This window comes from Streptomyces sp. NPDC003038 (genome assembly GCF_040611115.1).
GTDB lineage: Bacteria > Actinomycetota > Actinomycetes > Streptomycetales > Streptomycetaceae > Streptomyces.
The window spans coordinates 153393-168097 of record NZ_JBEXNN010000008.1 but is presented as its reverse complement, the minus strand read 5'-3'; the positions used below and the strand labels follow the sequence as shown (position 1 = coordinate 168097).

Sequence of the window (14705 nt, the reverse complement as noted above, 5' to 3'; positions counted from 1 at the left end):
CCGCCGTACGAAACGGCGGGACGGGGGCCTCTCGTGTACGAGCGACAGCGTCAGTGGCTGTGGCCGTGGCCGTGACCGGCGTCGCCCTCGTCCTCCGCCGGCTTCTCGACGACCAGGGTCTCGGTCGTGAGCAGCAGGGAGGCGATGGAGGCGGCGTTCTCCAGCGCGGAACGGGTGACCTTGACCGGGTCGATGACGCCGGCCTTGACCAGGTCGCCGTACTCGCCGGTGGCGGCGTTGAAGCCCTGGCCCTTGTCGAGCTCGGCGACCTTCGAGGTGATGACGTAACCCTCGAGGCCGGCGTTCTCGGCGATCCAGCGCAGCGGCTCGACCGCGGCGCGGCGCACGACCGCGACACCGGTGGCCTCGTCGCCGGTCAGGCCCAGGTTGTCCGAGAGGACCTTGACGGCGTGGACGAGCGCGGAGCCACCGCCGGAGACGATGCCCTCCTCGACCGCGGCGCGGGTCGCCGAGATGGCGTCCTCAAGGCGGTGCTTCTTCTCCTTGAGCTCCACCTCGGTGGCGGCGCCGACCTTGATGACGCAGACGCCGCCGGCGAGCTTCGCCAGGCGCTCCTGCAGCTTCTCGCGGTCCCAGTCCGAGTCCGTGGACTCGATCTCGGCCTTGATCTGGTTGACACGGCCGACGACTTCCTCGTGGCTGCCGCCACCGTCGACGATGGTCGTGTCGTCCTTGGAGATCGTGACGCGGCGGGCGGAGCCCAGGACGTCCAGACCGGCCTGGTCGAGCTTGAGGCCGACCTCCTCGGCGATGACGGTCGCACCCGTGAGGGTGGCGACGTCCTGGAGCATGGCCTTGCGGCGGTCGCCGAAGCCCGGGGCCTTGACGGCCACCGCGTTGAAGGTGCCGCGGATCTTGTTGACGACGAGGGTGGAGAGCGCCTCGCCCTCGACGTCCTCGGCGATGATCAGCAGCGGCTTGGAGGCGCCCGCCTGAATGACCTTCTCCAGCAGCGGCAGGAGGTCCTGGATGGAGGAGATCTTGCCCTGGTGGATCAGGATGTACGGGTCATCGAGGATGGCCTCCATACGCTCCTGGTCGGAGACCATGTACGGCGAGAGGTAGCCCTTGTCGAAGGCCATGCCCTCGGTGAACTCCAGCTCCAGGCCGAAGGTGTTGGACTCCTCGACGGTGATGACACCGTCCTTGCCGACCTTGTCCATCGCCTCGGCGATGAGCTCGCCGACCTGCTGGTCCTGCGCGGAGAGCGCGGCCACGGCGGCGATGTCGGACTTGTCCTCGATCGGACGGGCGGTCGCGAGGAGCTCCTCGGAGACGGCCTTGACGGCCGCGTCGATGCCCTTCTTCAGGGCCGCCGGGGAAGCGCCCGCGGCGACGTTGCGCAGACCCTCGCGAACCAGCGCCTGGGCCAGCACGGTGGCGGTGGTGGTGCCGTCACCCGCGATGTCGTTGGTCTTGGTCGCCACCTCCTTCACGAGCTGCGCGCCGAGGTTCTCGTACGGGTCGTCCAGCTCGACTTCGCGAGCGATGGTGACACCGTCGTTGGTGATGGTCGGCGCACCGAACTTCTTGTCGATGACGACGTTGCGGCCCTTGGGGCCGATCGTCACCTTCACCGTGTCGGCAAGCTTGTTGACGCCGCGCTCGAGGGCGCGACGGGCGTCCTCGTCGAACTTCAGGATCTTCGGCATGGGAGCGGTTCAGTCCTCTCGTTGCGATCCTCGGCCGCTCACCGCGACCTCCACCGCCTAGAACGAACTACGCCCCTCGCCGCCCGGCATCAGCAGGGTGACCAGGGGCGCAGCTCAAATCAAATCTGGAAGCGAATTACTTCTCGACGATCGCGAGCACGTCGCGAGCCGAGAGGACGAGGTACTCCTCGCCGCTGTACTTCACTTCGGTGCCGCCGTACTTGCTGTACAGCACGACGTCGCCGACGCTGACGTCCAGCGGGAGACGCTGGCCGTCCTCGAAGCGACCCGGGCCCACCGCGAGGACGACGCCCTCCTGGGGCTTCTCCTTCGCGGTGTCCGGGATGACCAGGCCAGAGGCCGTGGTCTGCTCGGCGTCGAGCGGCTGGACCACAATGCGGTCCTCGAGCGGCTTGATGGCAACCTTGGAGCTGGCGGTCGTCACGATCCGACCTCCCCCTTCGGAGATGCGGGGTTAACTGTCTGAGGTGGCGACCAGGTCGATCCGTCGTCGCGGGTGCCGGATCTGCCTGTCGCTGTGTTGGCACTCACCAGGGGCGAGTGCCAGGTGCGAGACTATTCCGGCGATTAGCACTCGGTCAAGCGGAGTGCCAATTTTCGGCACTCGGGCGTTGCGCGGAGCGGGCCCCGAGCCCGTGAATCCCGGGCGCCTTCCCGGGTTCACCGCGGTTCGGGATCATTCCTCCCGCCGGGTGCGGCGGCGGCCCGAAGCGGGCCGGCAGGAACCAGGGGCGGGACCTCGACGTCGTAGTCGATATGAAGATAAAGCGCCTCATTGCCGAGCAGATCGGACCCAGGGCTTCCGCAAGCCCGATCGCACCGGGCGTCGCTTCCTCATCACCGGACGCACCTCCGGCGCCCCCACCGGCTGCGCCCTTCCCCGCCCCCACGGACGGTGGCGGCGTCCCGTGCGCGGACTGACGCCCCTGACCTCGGCGGGCTCGCGGCGCCGCACCGAGGCGCTGATGCTGGCCTTCGTCGTCGCCATCGCCGTATTCGGCCACGCGGGCGCGGGGCTCGGGATGAACGGCGAGCTGCCGCCCGACCTCACCGGATTCGCGATCAGCCTGACGCTGCTGTCACTGGTGGGGCACTTGGGCGTACGCCGCTTCGCCGCCCGCGCGGACCCGCTGATCCTCCCCCTCGCCATGCTGCTGACCGGGCTGGGGCTGGTCCTGCTGCACCGTCTCGACCAGGGGTACATCGAGCGGTACGGCTCGGACGCGAACGCGCCGGGGCAGCTGATGTGGACGGTGGTCGGGGTCGCCGCCTGCCTGCTGGTGCTGGCGCTGCTGCGCGATCACCGGCTGCTGCAACGGTTCATCTACATCACGATGGCCGTCGCGCTGGTGCTGCTCATCGCGCCGGCGTTCTCCCGGGCGGACACGTACGGCGCGAAGCGCTGGATCATCCTCTTCGGCTTCTCGCTCCAGCCCGGCGAGTTCGTGAAGATCGCGATCGCGGTCTTCTTCGCCGGCTATCTGGTCGTCCACCGGGACTCGCTGGCGCTGACGGGCCGCAAGTTCCTGGGCATGCGGCTGCCGCCCATGCGCCAGCTCGGCCCCATCGTCACCGTGTGGATCGTCTCGATGCTGGTGCTGGTCTTCGAGCGCGACCTCGGCACCTCGCTGATCTTCTTCGGTGTTTTCGTGGTGATGCTCTACGTCGCCACCGAGCGCACCAGCTGGATCGTGTGCGGCCTGCTCATGGCGGCGGTGGGCGCCTACGCGGTCGGCTCTACGGAACCGCACGTCAAGGCGCGTGTGGCCGCCTGGCTGGAGCCGCTGTCCGTCTACTGGCCGAACCCTCCCGCCGGGGTGACCTCGGACCAGTCCGCGCAGGCGCTGTTCAGCTTCGGCACGGGCGGAATGTCGGGCACCGGCCTCGGCATGGGCCACCCGGAGCTGATCAAGTTCGCGGGCCGCAGCGACTTCATCCTCACCACGGTGGGCGAGGAACTGGGCCTGGCCGGCGTCATGGCCGTCCTGATCCTCTACGCACTCCTCGTGCAGCGGGGGCTGCGCATGGCACTCGGCGCCCGCGACCCGTTCGGCAAACTCCTGGCGGTGGGCCTCAGCGCGGCCCTGGCCCTCCAGGTCTTCGTGGTCGCGGGAGGCGTGACGGGCCTGATCCCCCTGACCGGCAAGGCGCTGCCCTTCCTCGCGAAGGGCGGCTCGTCACTCCTGGCCAACTGGATCATGATCGCCCTGCTCCTGCGCATCAGCGACAGCGCGGAACGCCAGCGCGAGGCGGACACCCATGACCCGGCAGACCGAGCCCGCCCGCCCATCCCCTACAGGTAATCCTCCAGCCGGCCCACCCGGTATCCCTGTTCCTGGATCTTCTGGAGCATGCGGGTGGTCATCTGGACCTCCGTCGAGCCCTTGAGCTCGGCCCGGCCGCGGAAGTGGGCCAGGATGATGTCGCCCGGCCGGAGGGCGGAGCCGTCGGCGTACTGGAAGTCGTTGATCTGCATCGACACGCGCCACAGGACCAGGGACGAGACTCCGCACTCCGAGGCGGCCCGGAGGGTGTCGTCGTTGTAGTTGCCGAAGGGCGGGCGGAAGAGTGGCGGCCGGTGGCCGAAGCGCTTCTCCAGCCGGTCCTGCTGGCCGCATATCTCCTTCTTCTGCGCCGCGAAGGGCAGGGTCCGGAGGTTCGGGTGCGTCAGCGTGTGGTTGTTTATCGTGCTCGCCGAGCCGTTGTCGCGGAGCTTCTCGAAGTGCCCGTAGTCCGACGAGGCCACGCTGTCGGTCAGGAACATGCTGATCGGCAGCTTGAGGTCGGCCGCCATCCGCAGGAACTCGGGGTCCTTCTCCGCGCCGTCGTCGAAGGTCAGGAAGACGGTCTTCTCCCCGGCCGGGACGGGTATTCGGTCCACGACCGGGACTTTGCCCGGGGCCGCCTGCGGGAGTTGGGGCTTGTGGGCGGGCTTGGGGGCGTACTGGACGGGGGCCGACAGGCCCCACTTCCTGTACGCCTCGCCCGACGCGCCGCCGGCCTCCGCGCTCCCCTCCGCGCCGCCCCCGGCCGCCGAAGGCGCCGGCGGCACCGGAGGTGAGGCGGCTGCGTCCGGTGTCTCCCGCGTCGCCTCGCGACCCAGCCGTTCGATGGGGTCCACGCTGTCCCCGCATCCCGTCAGGGACAGCGCGAGCGCGCCGGCGGCCAGCGTTCCGGCTACCAACCGGCGCGCGTGCTTCACAGATAGTCCTCCAGGCGGGCCACGGCGTACCCCTTGTCCGTGACGGTCTTCATGACATGACGGATCATGTCAGGCATCGTGCCCTTCCAGTCCTCCCGTCCCCGGAAGTGCGTGAGGATGATGTCACCGGGGTGCAGGTCGCGGTCCCACTCGCGGTAGTCCATCCGGTTCGGGAACGCCTCGGCGTTCCACAGCGGAGCCGCCTTGATCCCGCAGGACTTCGCCGCGCGCAGCGTGTCCTCGTTGTAGTTCCCGTACGGCGGCCGGAAGAGCGTCGGCCGCTTGCCGAACTGCTTCTGCATCATGTCCTGCTGGCCGCAGATCTCCTGGCGCTGCTTCTCGTACGACAGCGCCGGCATGTAGCGGTGGTTGAGCGTGTGGTTGTTCAGGGTGACGCCCGCCGCCTGCATCTTCTTGAAGTAGGCGTAGTTGTCGCGCACGATGTAGTCGCTGAGGAACGCCGTGTACGGCAACTGCAGTTCCTGCATCATCTTCAGGAACTCGGGGTCCTTCTCCGCGCCGTCGTCGATCGTCAGGAAGACGACCTTGTCCTCCGTGGGGACGGTGGTGAAGACGGGGGGCAGGTTCTCGCCGTCCTCCACCTCGAAGCCCTCCCGGGTGGTGATCTCGGGCTTCTCCTTCGGCGCCGGCGGGGCGGTGAGCGGCGGTTTGGCCAGGCCCCACTTCTTCGCGGCGATGATGCGGGCCTGCTGGGCCGCCTTGAGCCGCTCCGCCTTGGTGCGGGGCGCGCCGGCCGCGCCCGCCGCCTCCGTGGCCTTGCCGGCCTTCGCCTTCTCGGCCTTGTCCGGTGCTCCGGATTCCGCGGAACCGCACGCCGTGCCGAGGGCCGCGACCAGCAGTGCGGCCAGCGCCGCTCCTGTCACCCCGAACCGGCCGTGCGGGCGTGCCGCGTACCGGTGACCGTGTTGCGCCTTATCTTCCTTTTGTCGTACTAGCTGCATAGCTGCGGATCCTGGCACCGGACACGCCCCGCACCCCGGACGACACCGCGAGCGGACGCCCACCTTCCCTCCACTGGCCCACACCAGCCCGGGCCCGCCCGCACCACGCGCCCCGCCCGCCCGTCGCCGACAATGGACCCCGTGACCCCCGAAGACTTCGCCGCCCTCCTCACCCCCGAGGGCCACGCCCTCCTCGACTCGCTCCGCGACTACGACCCCGCCCAGGAGATCGCCGTCGCCACCCGGCTGCGCCGCGAGCACCCCGCCGGCCTGGTCTCCGCCGCGCTCGGGCAGGCCCGCCTGAGGCAGCGCGCGGTGGCGAAGTTCGGTGCCGAGGACGCGTTCCGGATGTACTTCACGCCCGGCGGCGGCGAGATGGCCACCCGCGCGTCCGTGGCCTCGTACCGCGCGGAGCGGCTCGCGGCCCTCGGCGTTCGCAGCCTCGCCGACCTGTGCTGCGGCATCGGCGGGGACGCCCTCGCCCTGGCGCGGCTCGGCATCCGGGTTCTGGCGGTGGACCACGACCCGCTGACCGTCGCCGTGGCGCGGGCCAACGCCGAGGCGCTGGGGCTGGCGGACCTGATCGAGGTCCGGGAGGCGGATGTGACGCAGGTGGACGTCTCCGCGTACGACGCCGTCTTCATCGACCCGGCCCGGCGGGGCGGGCGCGGGCGCGTCTTCGACCCGGAGTCGTACTCGCCGCCGCTGTCCTGGGCCGTCGGGACCGCCCGTACGGCGCCGCACGCCGCCATCAAGATCGCCCCGGGCATCCCGCACGAGGCCGTGCCCGCGGAGGCCGAGGCCGAGTGGGTCTCCGACCACGGGGACGTCAAGGAGGCCGTGCTCTGGTTCGGGACCTCGCCGGGGACGGTCCGCGCCACCCTGCTGCCCGGTCCGCGCGCCCTGCACACCGCCGATCCCCTGCCCGACCCGCAGGCCGGGCCGGTCGGCCGCTACCTCTACGAGCCCGACGGCGCCGTCATCCGCGCCCACCTCGTCGCCGAGGTGGCCGAGCGGCTGGGCGGCCGGCTGATCGACCCGACCATCGCCTACATCACCGCCGACGAGCTGCGCGCGACGCCGTACGCGACCGCGTACGAGATCACCGACGTGCTGCCGTTCGGGCTCAAGAAGCTGAAGGCGCTGCTGCGCGAACGCGGTGTCGGCATCCTGACCGTGAAGAAGCGCGGCTCCGCGATCGAGCCGGAGGAGCTGCGCAAGAAGGTCAAGCCGCAGGGGCCGCATGCGGCGACGGTGTTCCTGACCCGGGTGGCGGGGGCTCCGTCGATGCTGATCGGCTCACCCGCCACCCCCACGCAGGCCCCCGCGCCCGCGCCGGCCGCTCCGGCCGTTACGCCGTAGGCCCGCGGAAGGCGCGCACCGCCCACCGGTAGTGCGCCCCCGCCTTGCCGGCACCCAGCAGTCCGGTGATCCACAGGATCAGGGCGAGGCCCATGCAGTACGCGACTTCGCCGTACGTCTCCTCGCCCGGCCGGGCCGACCCCGCGACCCCGAAGCTCACCCACAGCCCGGCCGCGCCCAGCCCGTAGGAGGCGAGCAGCCAGGCCAGGCTCCGCCCGGGCGCGCGCACCCGGCGGTCGGCCGCCGGGTCCCGGTCCGCCTCGGCCCACGCCCACAGCAGCCGGCGCACCTGGCGGTCCCGGCGGGCGCCCCAGGCGAACCAGAATCCGGCCGGGACCAGCACGCCCGCGCCGAGTACGGCGAAGACGAGGCCGAGGGCGTACACGGAGAGGCCGCCGCCCTGCTCGACGGCCATCAGCGCCATGCCGACGAAGGACCAGCCGAGGGCGAAGACCGCCGAGACGGCCCAGAGCAGCAGCAACCGCCCCGGGCCCAGATCGCGTCGGCCCAGCTCCCGCAGGAACCGGGCGCGGTCGGCCCGTAGCGCCGCCTCGTCCAGCCAGGCGCGCACATGCGCGGGAGGCGGCGGGGGCGGCAGGTCACGGCGAGGCATGGACATGACCATAGCTCCACCTTCCGGGCACGCCGGACTCCCCCGCCGGGGCGCAGGGCCGGCGGACGGGCCCGGGGCCGGGGCCGGCGCCGGGGAGGCTCTAGAGCGCGTCCGGCCCGGTCTCCACCGACTCGAACCGCCAGCGGTGCACCGCGCGCGCGATCAAGTCGGCTGCGGGCTCGGGGAGTTCGGGCAGATCCGCCTGGACCCCCTCGTCCGTCTCCCACCAGGTGATCACGAGCACCCGGTCCTGCGGGGCCCGGAACACCTCGCGGCGCACCGGCTCCCGGGCAAGGATCTGCGCGCGGGCCCACTCCAGCAGTTCGCTGCCCCGGCCGTCGGCGGCCCGGGCCTCCCACATCAGCGCGACCGTGCCCATCAGTACAGGTTGTCCTTGCTCAGCTCGTGCACGTGGTCATGATCATGCGTGTGGGAGTGACCCGATGCGCCGGAGTGGGAGTGGGAGTGCGGCTCGGAGGGGGCGACGCCCGGCACGTGCGGGTCCGTCACCGGCAGCGAGGAGTCCGCCGACAGGCTCCAGTCCGAGGCCGGCCGGTTCCGCTTGACCATCTCCGCGCCCAGCGCGGCCACCATCGCACCGTTGTCCGTGCACAGCTTCGGCCGCGGCACCCGCAGGATGATCCCCGCGTCGTCGCACCGCTCCTGCGCCAGCGACCGCAGCCGGGAGTTGGCCGCCACCCCGCCGCCGATCATCAGGTGGTCGACGCCCTCGTCCTTGCACGCCCGGATGGCCTTGCGCGTCAGCACGTCGACCACGGCCTCCTGGAAGGACGCCGCCACATCACGCACCGGCACCTCCTCGCCGGCGTTCCGCTTGGCCTCGATCCAGCGGGCGACGGCCGTCTTCAGCCCGGAGAAGGAGAAGTCGTACGCCGCGTCGCGCGGCCCGGTCAGCCCGCGCGGGAAGTTGATCGCCTTCGGGTCGCCCTCGCGCGCGAGCCGGTCGATGACCGGACCGCCGGGGAAGCCCAGCTGGAGCACGCGGGCGATCTTGTCGAAGGCCTCGCCCGCCGCGTCGTCGATGGTCGCGCCGAGCGGCCGTACGTCGGAGGTGATGTCGGGCGCCAGCAGCAGCGAGGAGTGCCCGCCGGACACCAGCAGCGCCATCGTCGGCTCGGGCAGCGGCCCGTGCTCCAGCTGATCCACGCAGATGTGCGAGGCGAGGTGGTTCACGCCGTAGAGCGGCTTGCCGAGGGCGTAGGCGTAGGCCTTGGCCGCCGAGACGCCGACCAGCAGGGCGCCCGCCAGTCCGGGTCCGGCCGTGACCGCGATGCCGTCGAGGTCGCGGGCGCTGACCCCGGCCTCCTTCAAGGCGCGCTCGATGGTCGGGACCATGGCCTCCAGGTGCGCCCGGGAGGCGACTTCTGGCACGACTCCGCCGAAGCGCGCGTGCTCGTCGACGCTCGACGCGATCGCGTCCGCGAGCAGGGTGGTGCCCCGGACGATGCCGACGCCGGTCTCGTCGCAGGAGGTCTCGATGCCGAGGACGAGCGGTTCGTCAGCCATTGCTCTCACTGCTCTCACTTCTTGCTTGTGCGGGGTCGGTCAGTCGCATGACGAGCGCGTCGACGTTGCCGGGCTGGTAGTAGCCGCGGCGGAAGCCGATGGGCTCGAATCCGAAGCGCTCGTAGAGCTTCTGAGCGCGGGTGTTGTCCACGCGCACCTCCAGCAGCACCTCGGCGCATTCGAAGGCGGTGGCGGCGCGCAGCAGGTCGGTCAGGAGCCGGGCGCCGAGCCCGGTGCCCCACTGGTCGCGGGAGGCCGCGATGGTCTGTACGTCGGCCAGGTCGCCGGCGGCGGCCAGCCCGGCGTAGCCGACCAGCCGGCCGGTCTCGTCCTCGGCGACGACGTAGCGCCGGGTGGCGCGCGGCCCGCGGGCGTGGGCGAGCTCGGACCAGAACATCCCGGCGGACCAGGCGTCCTCGGGGAAGAGCTCCCGCTCCAGTTCCAGCACGGGCTCTATGTCCCACCAGCGCATCTCACGCAGCACGACGAGGTCAGCGGCGGCCGTCACTGCGGGGTGACCACCTTGTAGTTCTTGGGCACCTGCGCGTCGGGGCGGCGCAGGTAGAGGGGGGTCGGGCTGAGGCCCTCGATGTTCTCGAACGCCACACCGGCCGCCAGCCGTTCGGCGGCCAGCGCGGCCAGGGCGGCGGCCGACTGGTGCTCGGGCGCCCGCGCGTCCGGGAACACCCCGGGGTACAGGTACGCGCCCTGGCCCACCGCGGGCAGCCCGGCGACCTGCTCGGCGATGTCGGCCGGGCGGTCCACGGCGGGCTCGCCGACGCGCGTGCGGGGGTCCTCGTACCGCGCCCAGTAGACCTCCTTGCGCCGTGCGTCGGTGGCGACGACGAAGGGTCCCTCGATCCCGGCGGTCCCCGCGGCGTACGCGAGGCCGTCGAGGGTGCACAGGCCGTGCACGGGCACGCCGAGCACGGCGGCGAAGGTGGAGGCGGTCACGAGGCCGACGCGCAGCCCGGTATAGGGGCCGGGGCCGACGCCGACGACGATGCCGGTGACGGCGTCGAGCTTCAGCCCGGCCTCGGCGAGCACCCTGTCCACGGAGGGCAGCAACAGCTCCCCGTGGCGGCGGGCGTCGATCTCATGCGACTCGGCGAGGACGGTCTCGCCGTCGTACAGAGCGACGGTGACGGCGGGCGTGGCGGTATCTACAGCGAGCAAGAGCACGCGAACAGCCTACGACTCCCACCCGCCGAGCCCTTGCGGCCGGTCAGGACGGACCCCGGCTGCTACCTTTCGACCGGGGTACCCGCCGAGGCGCCCCTCCAGGTTGTGCAGGGCAAGCGCGGAGAGGTGGAGCAAGGTGGCACGCAGCAGCTCGGGAATCGTGGCCGGGCTCACCGTCGCGGCACTCGCCGCCGTCGGCTTCCTCGGCTACCAGGCCTCCGCGACCGCGCCCGCGCGCCCCGCGCAGGCGGCTCCGCAGGCGCCGGCCCCCGCGCCGAGCCAGCCCGCCGTCCAGCAGGACCCGTCCAAGCCGGTGCCCGTACCGGCCGGCTCGGGCACCGGGGTGCGTGTCGTGTACTCCGTGAGCCAGAAGCGGGTGTGGCTGGTGGGCGACGCCGGGCAGGAGCCGAAGTCGTTCCCGGTGATGCCGAGCACGGTGCACCCGAAGCCGGGGACCTACACGGTCGGTTCGCGCTCGGGCGCGGTCACCGGATCGGACGGGGTGCCGATCGAGCACGTCGTACGGTTCGCCGTCACGGACGGCGTGGCGGTCGGCTTCAGCGCCCGCGTGGACGGCTCGACGCCGGAGCCCGATCCCAACATGAAGACCGGCGGCGTCCGCATGTCGCGGGCCGACGCCGACGCCATGTGGGCCTTCGCGACGATCAACTCGAAGGTCGTCGTCCTCCCCTGAAAGCCCCGGTTCACTCTCACCCGTACGGGGGACCCAGCTTCAGGCCGCTTCGGATTCCGGAGCGGCCTGTCCGGTGTCGGCGTCGGCCCCGAGTGCGGCGGGGCGGGCGGCCTCGACGGGCTCGTCGCCCTCCGGTACGTGGGCCCGCGCGGGCGGCGTCGAGACGGCGGTGGCGGCCACGCCCGCGGCGAGCAGCGCCCGCATCGACACGGCGGACGGGCGTGGCTCGCGCTGTGCTCCTGCTGGTGCCGACATGACTGCCTCCTGGGCCCGGGACGCCGAACTTAGGCATACCTAAGAAACGCTCGGTACCATGGGACCACGCGCGCCGCCACCAGCGCAATATCTTCCCGACGAGTTGTCGGTACGTTTACCCCGGAAGGGCGGCGGCCAGCTCCTCCAGCCCGGCCCCACCGGCCCAGCGCGCCCCGACACCGCGCACCACGACCTGCCGTACGTCGTCCAGGACCTCCTCGTGGCCCACCGCCCGCCCGATCACCACGTGCAGCCGGTCGTCGGAGAGCTCCTCCACCTTGCCGTCGCCCCACTCCACGACGACCACGGACTCGGGCAGCGAGACGTCGAGGTCCAGGTCCTCCATCTCCTCCAGCCCGCCGCCCAGGCGGTACGCGTCCACGTGCACCAGCGCCGGCCCCTCACCCAGCGGGGGGTGTACGCGGGCGATCACGAAGGTCGGCGAGGTCACGGCTCCCCGCACGCCCAGGCCCTCACCGAGGCCGCGGGTCAGGGTGGTCTTGCCCGCCCCCAGCTCGCCGGTCAGCAGCACGAGGTCGCCGGGGCGCAGCAGGCCGGCGATCCTGCGGCCCAACTCCCGCATCGCTTCCGGCGAGTCGACGGTGATCAGGGTCTCGGCCGGGAATCCGGCCTCAGCTGCCGGCGCCTGGCCGCGCCGCACTTCCAGCGGTACTTCTTCCATGCGGCCCAACGTTAGTCGCTGCGGGCACCACCCCGGCGCGCTCCAGCAGCTCCGTCAGCAGCCGTGTCACGGTCTCGGGCCGCTCCAGCATCATCAGGTGCCCGGCGGACTCCAGGACGGCCAGTTCGGCGCCCGGCAGCGCGTCCTTGATGGCTTCGCTGTGCGCGAGCGGGGTGATCATGTCCCGGTCCCCCGCGATGACGGTGACGGGGATGTCCGCGAGCCGCCGGAGCGCGGTGCCCTTGTCATGGGTCTGGAAGGCCGGGTAGAACTCGGCGACCACGTCGATCGGGGTGGCCTCGATGAGCCGCTCCGCGAAGCGGGCGACGGCCGGGTCCACTTCGCGGGAGCCGAACGAGTACATCTTGATCATGCCGGCGAAGAGGTCGGCGGTGGCCCTGCGGCCCTTCTCCACCAGCTCCACCTGGGTGCCGAGCGCCTTGAGCACGCCCGGCAGGAACCGGCGTACGGCGCCCATCCCGGCGGCGGGCAGCCCGTACGTCACCTCGTCGAGGCGGCCGCTGGAGGTGCCGACGAAGGCCACGCCCACGACGCGGTCGCGCACCAGTGCGGGGAACTGCTCGGCCAGTCCCATGACGGTCATGCCGCCCATCGAGTGACCCACCAGGACCAGCGGGCCCTCGGGCGCGGCGGCGTCGATGACGGCCTTCAGGTCGCGGCCCAGCTGCTCGATGGTCACCGGCTCGCCGTCCGCCTGGGCGAGGCCGCGCCCGCTGCGGCCGTGGCTGCGCTGGTCCCAGTACACGGAGCGGACCACTCCGCGCAGGGCGGCACGCTGGAAGTGCCAGGAGTCCTGGCCGAGGCAGTAGCCGTGGCAGAAGACGACCGTGGCCGGTGCGGGGGCCGGGGCCCCGGCCTTGCGCCGCAGCCGCCTCTTGCCGTCGCCCGGGAGCGGGTCGACGCCGTCGACGCCGTCGATCTCTTCGATCTCGTCGATCTCGTAGTAGAGCTCGGTGGCGTCGTCGGCCCTGCAGCGCCCCTCGGTCCCGCGCAGGGATCCGTAGTCCCCGGCGGCGTCGAGCGCGAGGCGCGCCTTCATCCGCATGCCGCGCCCGACGGTGATCCGCTCGACCGCGACACCGGCGGCCGCACCCGCGGCCAGCACGCCGATGGCGGCGCCGGCCCAGCCGGCCTTGCGCCAGTTCTCGCCCACGCCGCCGCCCTCGCTCCGCTCAGCCGCCCAGGTACACCCGGGGCACTCGACTACCGATACGGGTGACGATCTCATACGCGATGGTGTGTGCCGCCTGAGCCCAGTCCTCGGCGGTGGGTTCGCCGCGCCCGGCATCACCGAAGATCACGGCCTCGTCCCCGACCCGGGCGGGGTCGTCGCCCAGATCGACCACGAACTGGTCCATGGCGACGCGCCCGGCGATCTGCCGCAGCTTCCCGCCGACGAGCACCGGGCCGCGGCCGGAGGCGTGCCGCGGGATGCCGTCGGCGTAACCCGCCGGGATCAGCGCGAGACGCGTCTCGCGGTCGGTGACGTAGTGGTGCCCGTAACTCACTCCGTGGCCCGCGGGCACGGTCTTGACCAGGGCCAGGGATGCCTTGAGGGTCATGGCGGGGCGCAGGCCCAGCTGGGCGGACGTCCCGAGCTCGGGCGCGGGCGAGACCCCGTAGACGGCGATCCCGCAGCGCACCAGGTCGAAGTGGGACTCGGGCAGCGTGAGCGTGGCCGGCGAATTGGCGATGTGCCGGACCTCGGGCTCGACGCCCTCCTTCTCGGCGTACGCGAGCATGTCGCGGAAGGCGCCCAGCTGAAGCCGGATGGAGGGATGCCCCGGCTCGTCGGCGCAGGCGAAGTGCGACCAGACGCCGGTGACGCGGACGGTGCCCTCGGCCTGGGCGGCGACGGCCGCTCCGACCAGTTCCTCCCAGTCGGCGGGCTGACAGCCGTTGCGCCCGAGTCCGGTGTCGGCCTTGAGCTGGACGCGCGCGGTACGCCCGGCGGCGCGCGCGGCGGCCCGTACCTCGTCCAGCGCCCACATCCCGCTCACGGAGACGTCGACGTCGGCCTCGACCGCCTCCCGCCAGGGCCCGCCGGGGGTCCACAGCCAGCACATGATCCGGCCCCCGATCCCGGCGGCACGCAGCGCGAGGGCCTCGTCGGGGGTGGCGGTCCCGAGCCAGCTGGCGCCGGCCTGCCGGGCGGCCTTCGCACATTCCAGGGCCCCGTGCCCGTAGGCATCCGCCTTGACGACGGCCATCAGCTCGGCCCGGGGCGCCCGCTCGCGCAGTGCGCGTACGTTTCCCCGTACGGCGTCAAGATCGATCTCGGCGTACACGCGCGTCGGTGTCTCGTTCATCCCCCCCAGTCTCTCAGAACCCCCACCCACCCCAGCTCAGGCCCTTTCCGGGGCGCTCCACCCCCTCGGCACCCCAGCCGGCTCTGCACCCCAGCCGGGCCCGCCCGGCTCGGCATCCCGCAGCCCGGCTCGGCATCCGCCTGCCCCGCCGGCCTGTGCGGCGCACCCATCCAGTGAGGCGCCTCATTCCGCCCGTCAGGGG

At 72.1% G+C, this 14705-nt stretch carries 16 protein-coding genes; 3 read left to right on the top strand and 13 right to left on the bottom strand.

Translation table 11 applies throughout. The features are described 5' to 3' along the window. Nucleotides 1-50: 50 nt before the first annotated feature. Entirely contained in the window at nt 51-1673 is a 1623-nt protein-coding gene (gene groL / locus ABZX75_RS13330; protein WP_355410263.1) for a chaperonin GroEL, read from the bottom strand. Nucleotides 1674-1809: 136 nt separating this feature from the next. Continuing rightward, nucleotides 1810-2118, bottom strand: coding sequence for a co-chaperone GroES (gene groES / locus ABZX75_RS13325; RefSeq protein WP_266934835.1), 309 nt, complete (start codon nt 2116-2118; stop codon nt 1810-1812). A gap of 541 nt (nt 2119-2659) precedes the next feature. Here groES and ABZX75_RS13320 point away from each other — a divergent pair. Continuing rightward, entirely contained in the window at nt 2660-3997 is a 1338-nt protein-coding gene (locus tag ABZX75_RS13320; protein ID WP_355410369.1) for an FtsW/RodA/SpoVE family cell cycle protein, read from the top strand. On the opposite strand, the gene ABZX75_RS13315 is transcribed toward ABZX75_RS13320, so the two are convergent. Beyond that, on the bottom strand, nt 3988-4896 hold the full coding sequence (locus ABZX75_RS13315) for a polysaccharide deacetylase family protein (RefSeq protein WP_355410262.1): 909 nt from the start codon (nt 4894-4896) through the stop codon (nt 3988-3990). The genes ABZX75_RS13320 and ABZX75_RS13315 overlap by 10 nt on opposite strands. Next, nucleotides 4893-5858 (bottom strand): polysaccharide deacetylase family protein, encoded by a 966-nt coding sequence (locus tag ABZX75_RS13310; RefSeq protein WP_355410261.1) that lies wholly within the window; start codon nt 5856-5858, stop codon nt 4893-4895. The genes ABZX75_RS13315 and ABZX75_RS13310 overlap by 4 nt, the downstream gene beginning before the upstream one ends. 132 nt (nt 5859-5990) lie before the next feature. Between ABZX75_RS13310 and ABZX75_RS13305 the strand changes: the two genes are divergently transcribed. Beyond that, nucleotides 5991-7220 (top strand): methyltransferase domain-containing protein, encoded by a 1230-nt coding sequence (locus tag ABZX75_RS13305; RefSeq protein ID WP_355410260.1) that lies wholly within the window; start codon nt 5991-5993, stop codon nt 7218-7220. Here the strand turns inward: ABZX75_RS13305 and ABZX75_RS13300 are convergent. The 5 genes from ABZX75_RS13300 to tsaB form a co-directional block, all read right to left on the bottom strand. Then, entirely contained in the window at nt 7210-7833 is a 624-nt protein-coding gene (locus ABZX75_RS13300) for a hypothetical protein (protein ID WP_355410259.1), read from the bottom strand. The genes ABZX75_RS13305 and ABZX75_RS13300 overlap by 11 nt on opposite strands. Nucleotides 7834-7933: 100 nt before the next feature. Then, nucleotides 7934-8212 carry a hypothetical protein gene (locus ABZX75_RS13295; protein ID WP_355410258.1) on the bottom strand — a complete coding sequence of 93 codons (279 nt, stop codon included), beginning with the start codon at nt 8210-8212 and terminating at the stop codon, nt 7934-7936. Beyond that, entirely contained in the window at nt 8212-9360 is a 1149-nt protein-coding gene (gene tsaD / locus ABZX75_RS13290) for a tRNA (adenosine(37)-N6)-threonylcarbamoyltransferase complex transferase subunit TsaD (RefSeq protein ID WP_355410257.1), read from the bottom strand. Before tsaD ends, ABZX75_RS13295 begins: the two co-directional genes overlap by 1 nt. Beyond that, entirely contained in the window at nt 9353-9832 is a 480-nt protein-coding gene (gene rimI / locus ABZX75_RS13285) for a ribosomal protein S18-alanine N-acetyltransferase (RefSeq protein WP_355410368.1), read from the bottom strand. Before rimI ends, tsaD begins: the two co-directional genes overlap by 8 nt. Nucleotides 9833-9864: 32 nt before the next feature. Continuing rightward, nucleotides 9865-10542, bottom strand: coding sequence for a tRNA (adenosine(37)-N6)-threonylcarbamoyltransferase complex dimerization subunit type 1 TsaB (gene tsaB / locus ABZX75_RS13280; RefSeq protein WP_355410256.1), 678 nt, complete (start codon nt 10540-10542; stop codon nt 9865-9867). Between the two features lie 136 nt (nt 10543-10678). On the opposite strand from tsaB, the gene ABZX75_RS13275 reads away from it, so the two are divergent. Then, nucleotides 10679-11236, top strand: a complete 558-nt coding sequence (locus ABZX75_RS13275; protein WP_355410255.1) for a L,D-transpeptidase — start codon at nt 10679-10681, stop codon at nt 11234-11236. 39 nt (nt 11237-11275) lie between these two features. Here ABZX75_RS13275 and ABZX75_RS13270 read toward each other — a convergent pair whose 3' ends face one another. The 4 genes from ABZX75_RS13270 to alr form a co-directional block, all read right to left on the bottom strand. Beyond that, nucleotides 11276-11491: a hypothetical protein gene (locus tag ABZX75_RS13270; RefSeq protein ID WP_355410254.1), complete on the bottom strand. Its 216-nt coding sequence runs from the start codon at nt 11489-11491 to the stop codon at nt 11276-11278. A 115-nt stretch (nt 11492-11606) separates the two neighbouring features. After that, complete coding sequence (tsaE, locus tag ABZX75_RS13265; RefSeq protein ID WP_355410253.1) at nt 11607-12173, bottom strand: tRNA (adenosine(37)-N6)-threonylcarbamoyltransferase complex ATPase subunit type 1 TsaE; 567 nt, start codon at nt 12171-12173, stop codon at nt 11607-11609. Further along, nucleotides 12124-13347, bottom strand: coding sequence for an alpha/beta hydrolase (locus ABZX75_RS13260; protein ID WP_355410252.1), 1224 nt, complete (start codon nt 13345-13347; stop codon nt 12124-12126). The genes tsaE and ABZX75_RS13260 overlap by 50 nt, the downstream gene beginning before the upstream one ends. Before the next feature lie 19 nt (nt 13348-13366). Further along, nucleotides 13367-14503, bottom strand: coding sequence for an alanine racemase (alr, locus tag ABZX75_RS13255; RefSeq protein WP_355410251.1), 1137 nt, complete (start codon nt 14501-14503; stop codon nt 13367-13369). Between the last annotated feature and the right edge of the window lie 202 nt (nt 14504-14705).

What these genes read in the sequence shown, in the direction of transcription:
- ABZX75_RS13320 (WP_355410369.1), top strand. Translation starts at nt 2,660, where the DNA reads ATGCTGGCCTTCGTCGTCGCCATCGCCGTATTCGGCCACGCGGGCGCG.
- ABZX75_RS13310 (WP_355410261.1), bottom strand. Translation starts at nt 5,858, where the DNA reads ATGCAGCTAGTACGACAAAAGGAAGATAAGGCGCAACACGGTCACCGG.
- groL (WP_355410263.1), bottom strand. Translation starts at nt 1,673, where the DNA reads ATGCCGAAGATCCTGAAGTTCGACGAGGACGCCCGTCGCGCCCTCGAG.
- tsaD (WP_355410257.1), bottom strand. Translation starts at nt 9,360, where the DNA reads ATGGCTGACGAACCGCTCGTCCTCGGCATCGAGACCTCCTGCGACGAG.
- ABZX75_RS13300 (WP_355410259.1), bottom strand. Translation starts at nt 7,833, where the DNA reads ATGCCTCGCCGTGACCTGCCGCCCCCGCCGCCTCCCGCGCATGTGCGC.
- rimI (WP_355410368.1), bottom strand. Translation starts at nt 9,832, where the DNA reads ATGCGCTGGTGGGACATAGAGCCCGTGCTGGAACTGGAGCGGGAGCTC.
- ABZX75_RS13270 (WP_355410254.1), bottom strand. Translation starts at nt 11,491, where the DNA reads ATGTCGGCACCAGCAGGAGCACAGCGCGAGCCACGCCCGTCCGCCGTG.
- ABZX75_RS13305 (WP_355410260.1), top strand. Translation starts at nt 5,991, where the DNA reads ATGGACCCCGTGACCCCCGAAGACTTCGCCGCCCTCCTCACCCCCGAG.
- ABZX75_RS13295 (WP_355410258.1), bottom strand. Translation starts at nt 8,212, where the DNA reads ATGGGCACGGTCGCGCTGATGTGGGAGGCCCGGGCCGCCGACGGCCGG.
- tsaE (WP_355410253.1), bottom strand. Translation starts at nt 12,173, where the DNA reads ATGGAAGAAGTACCGCTGGAAGTGCGGCGCGGCCAGGCGCCGGCAGCT.
- alr (WP_355410251.1), bottom strand. Translation starts at nt 14,503, where the DNA reads ATGAACGAGACACCGACGCGCGTGTACGCCGAGATCGATCTTGACGCC.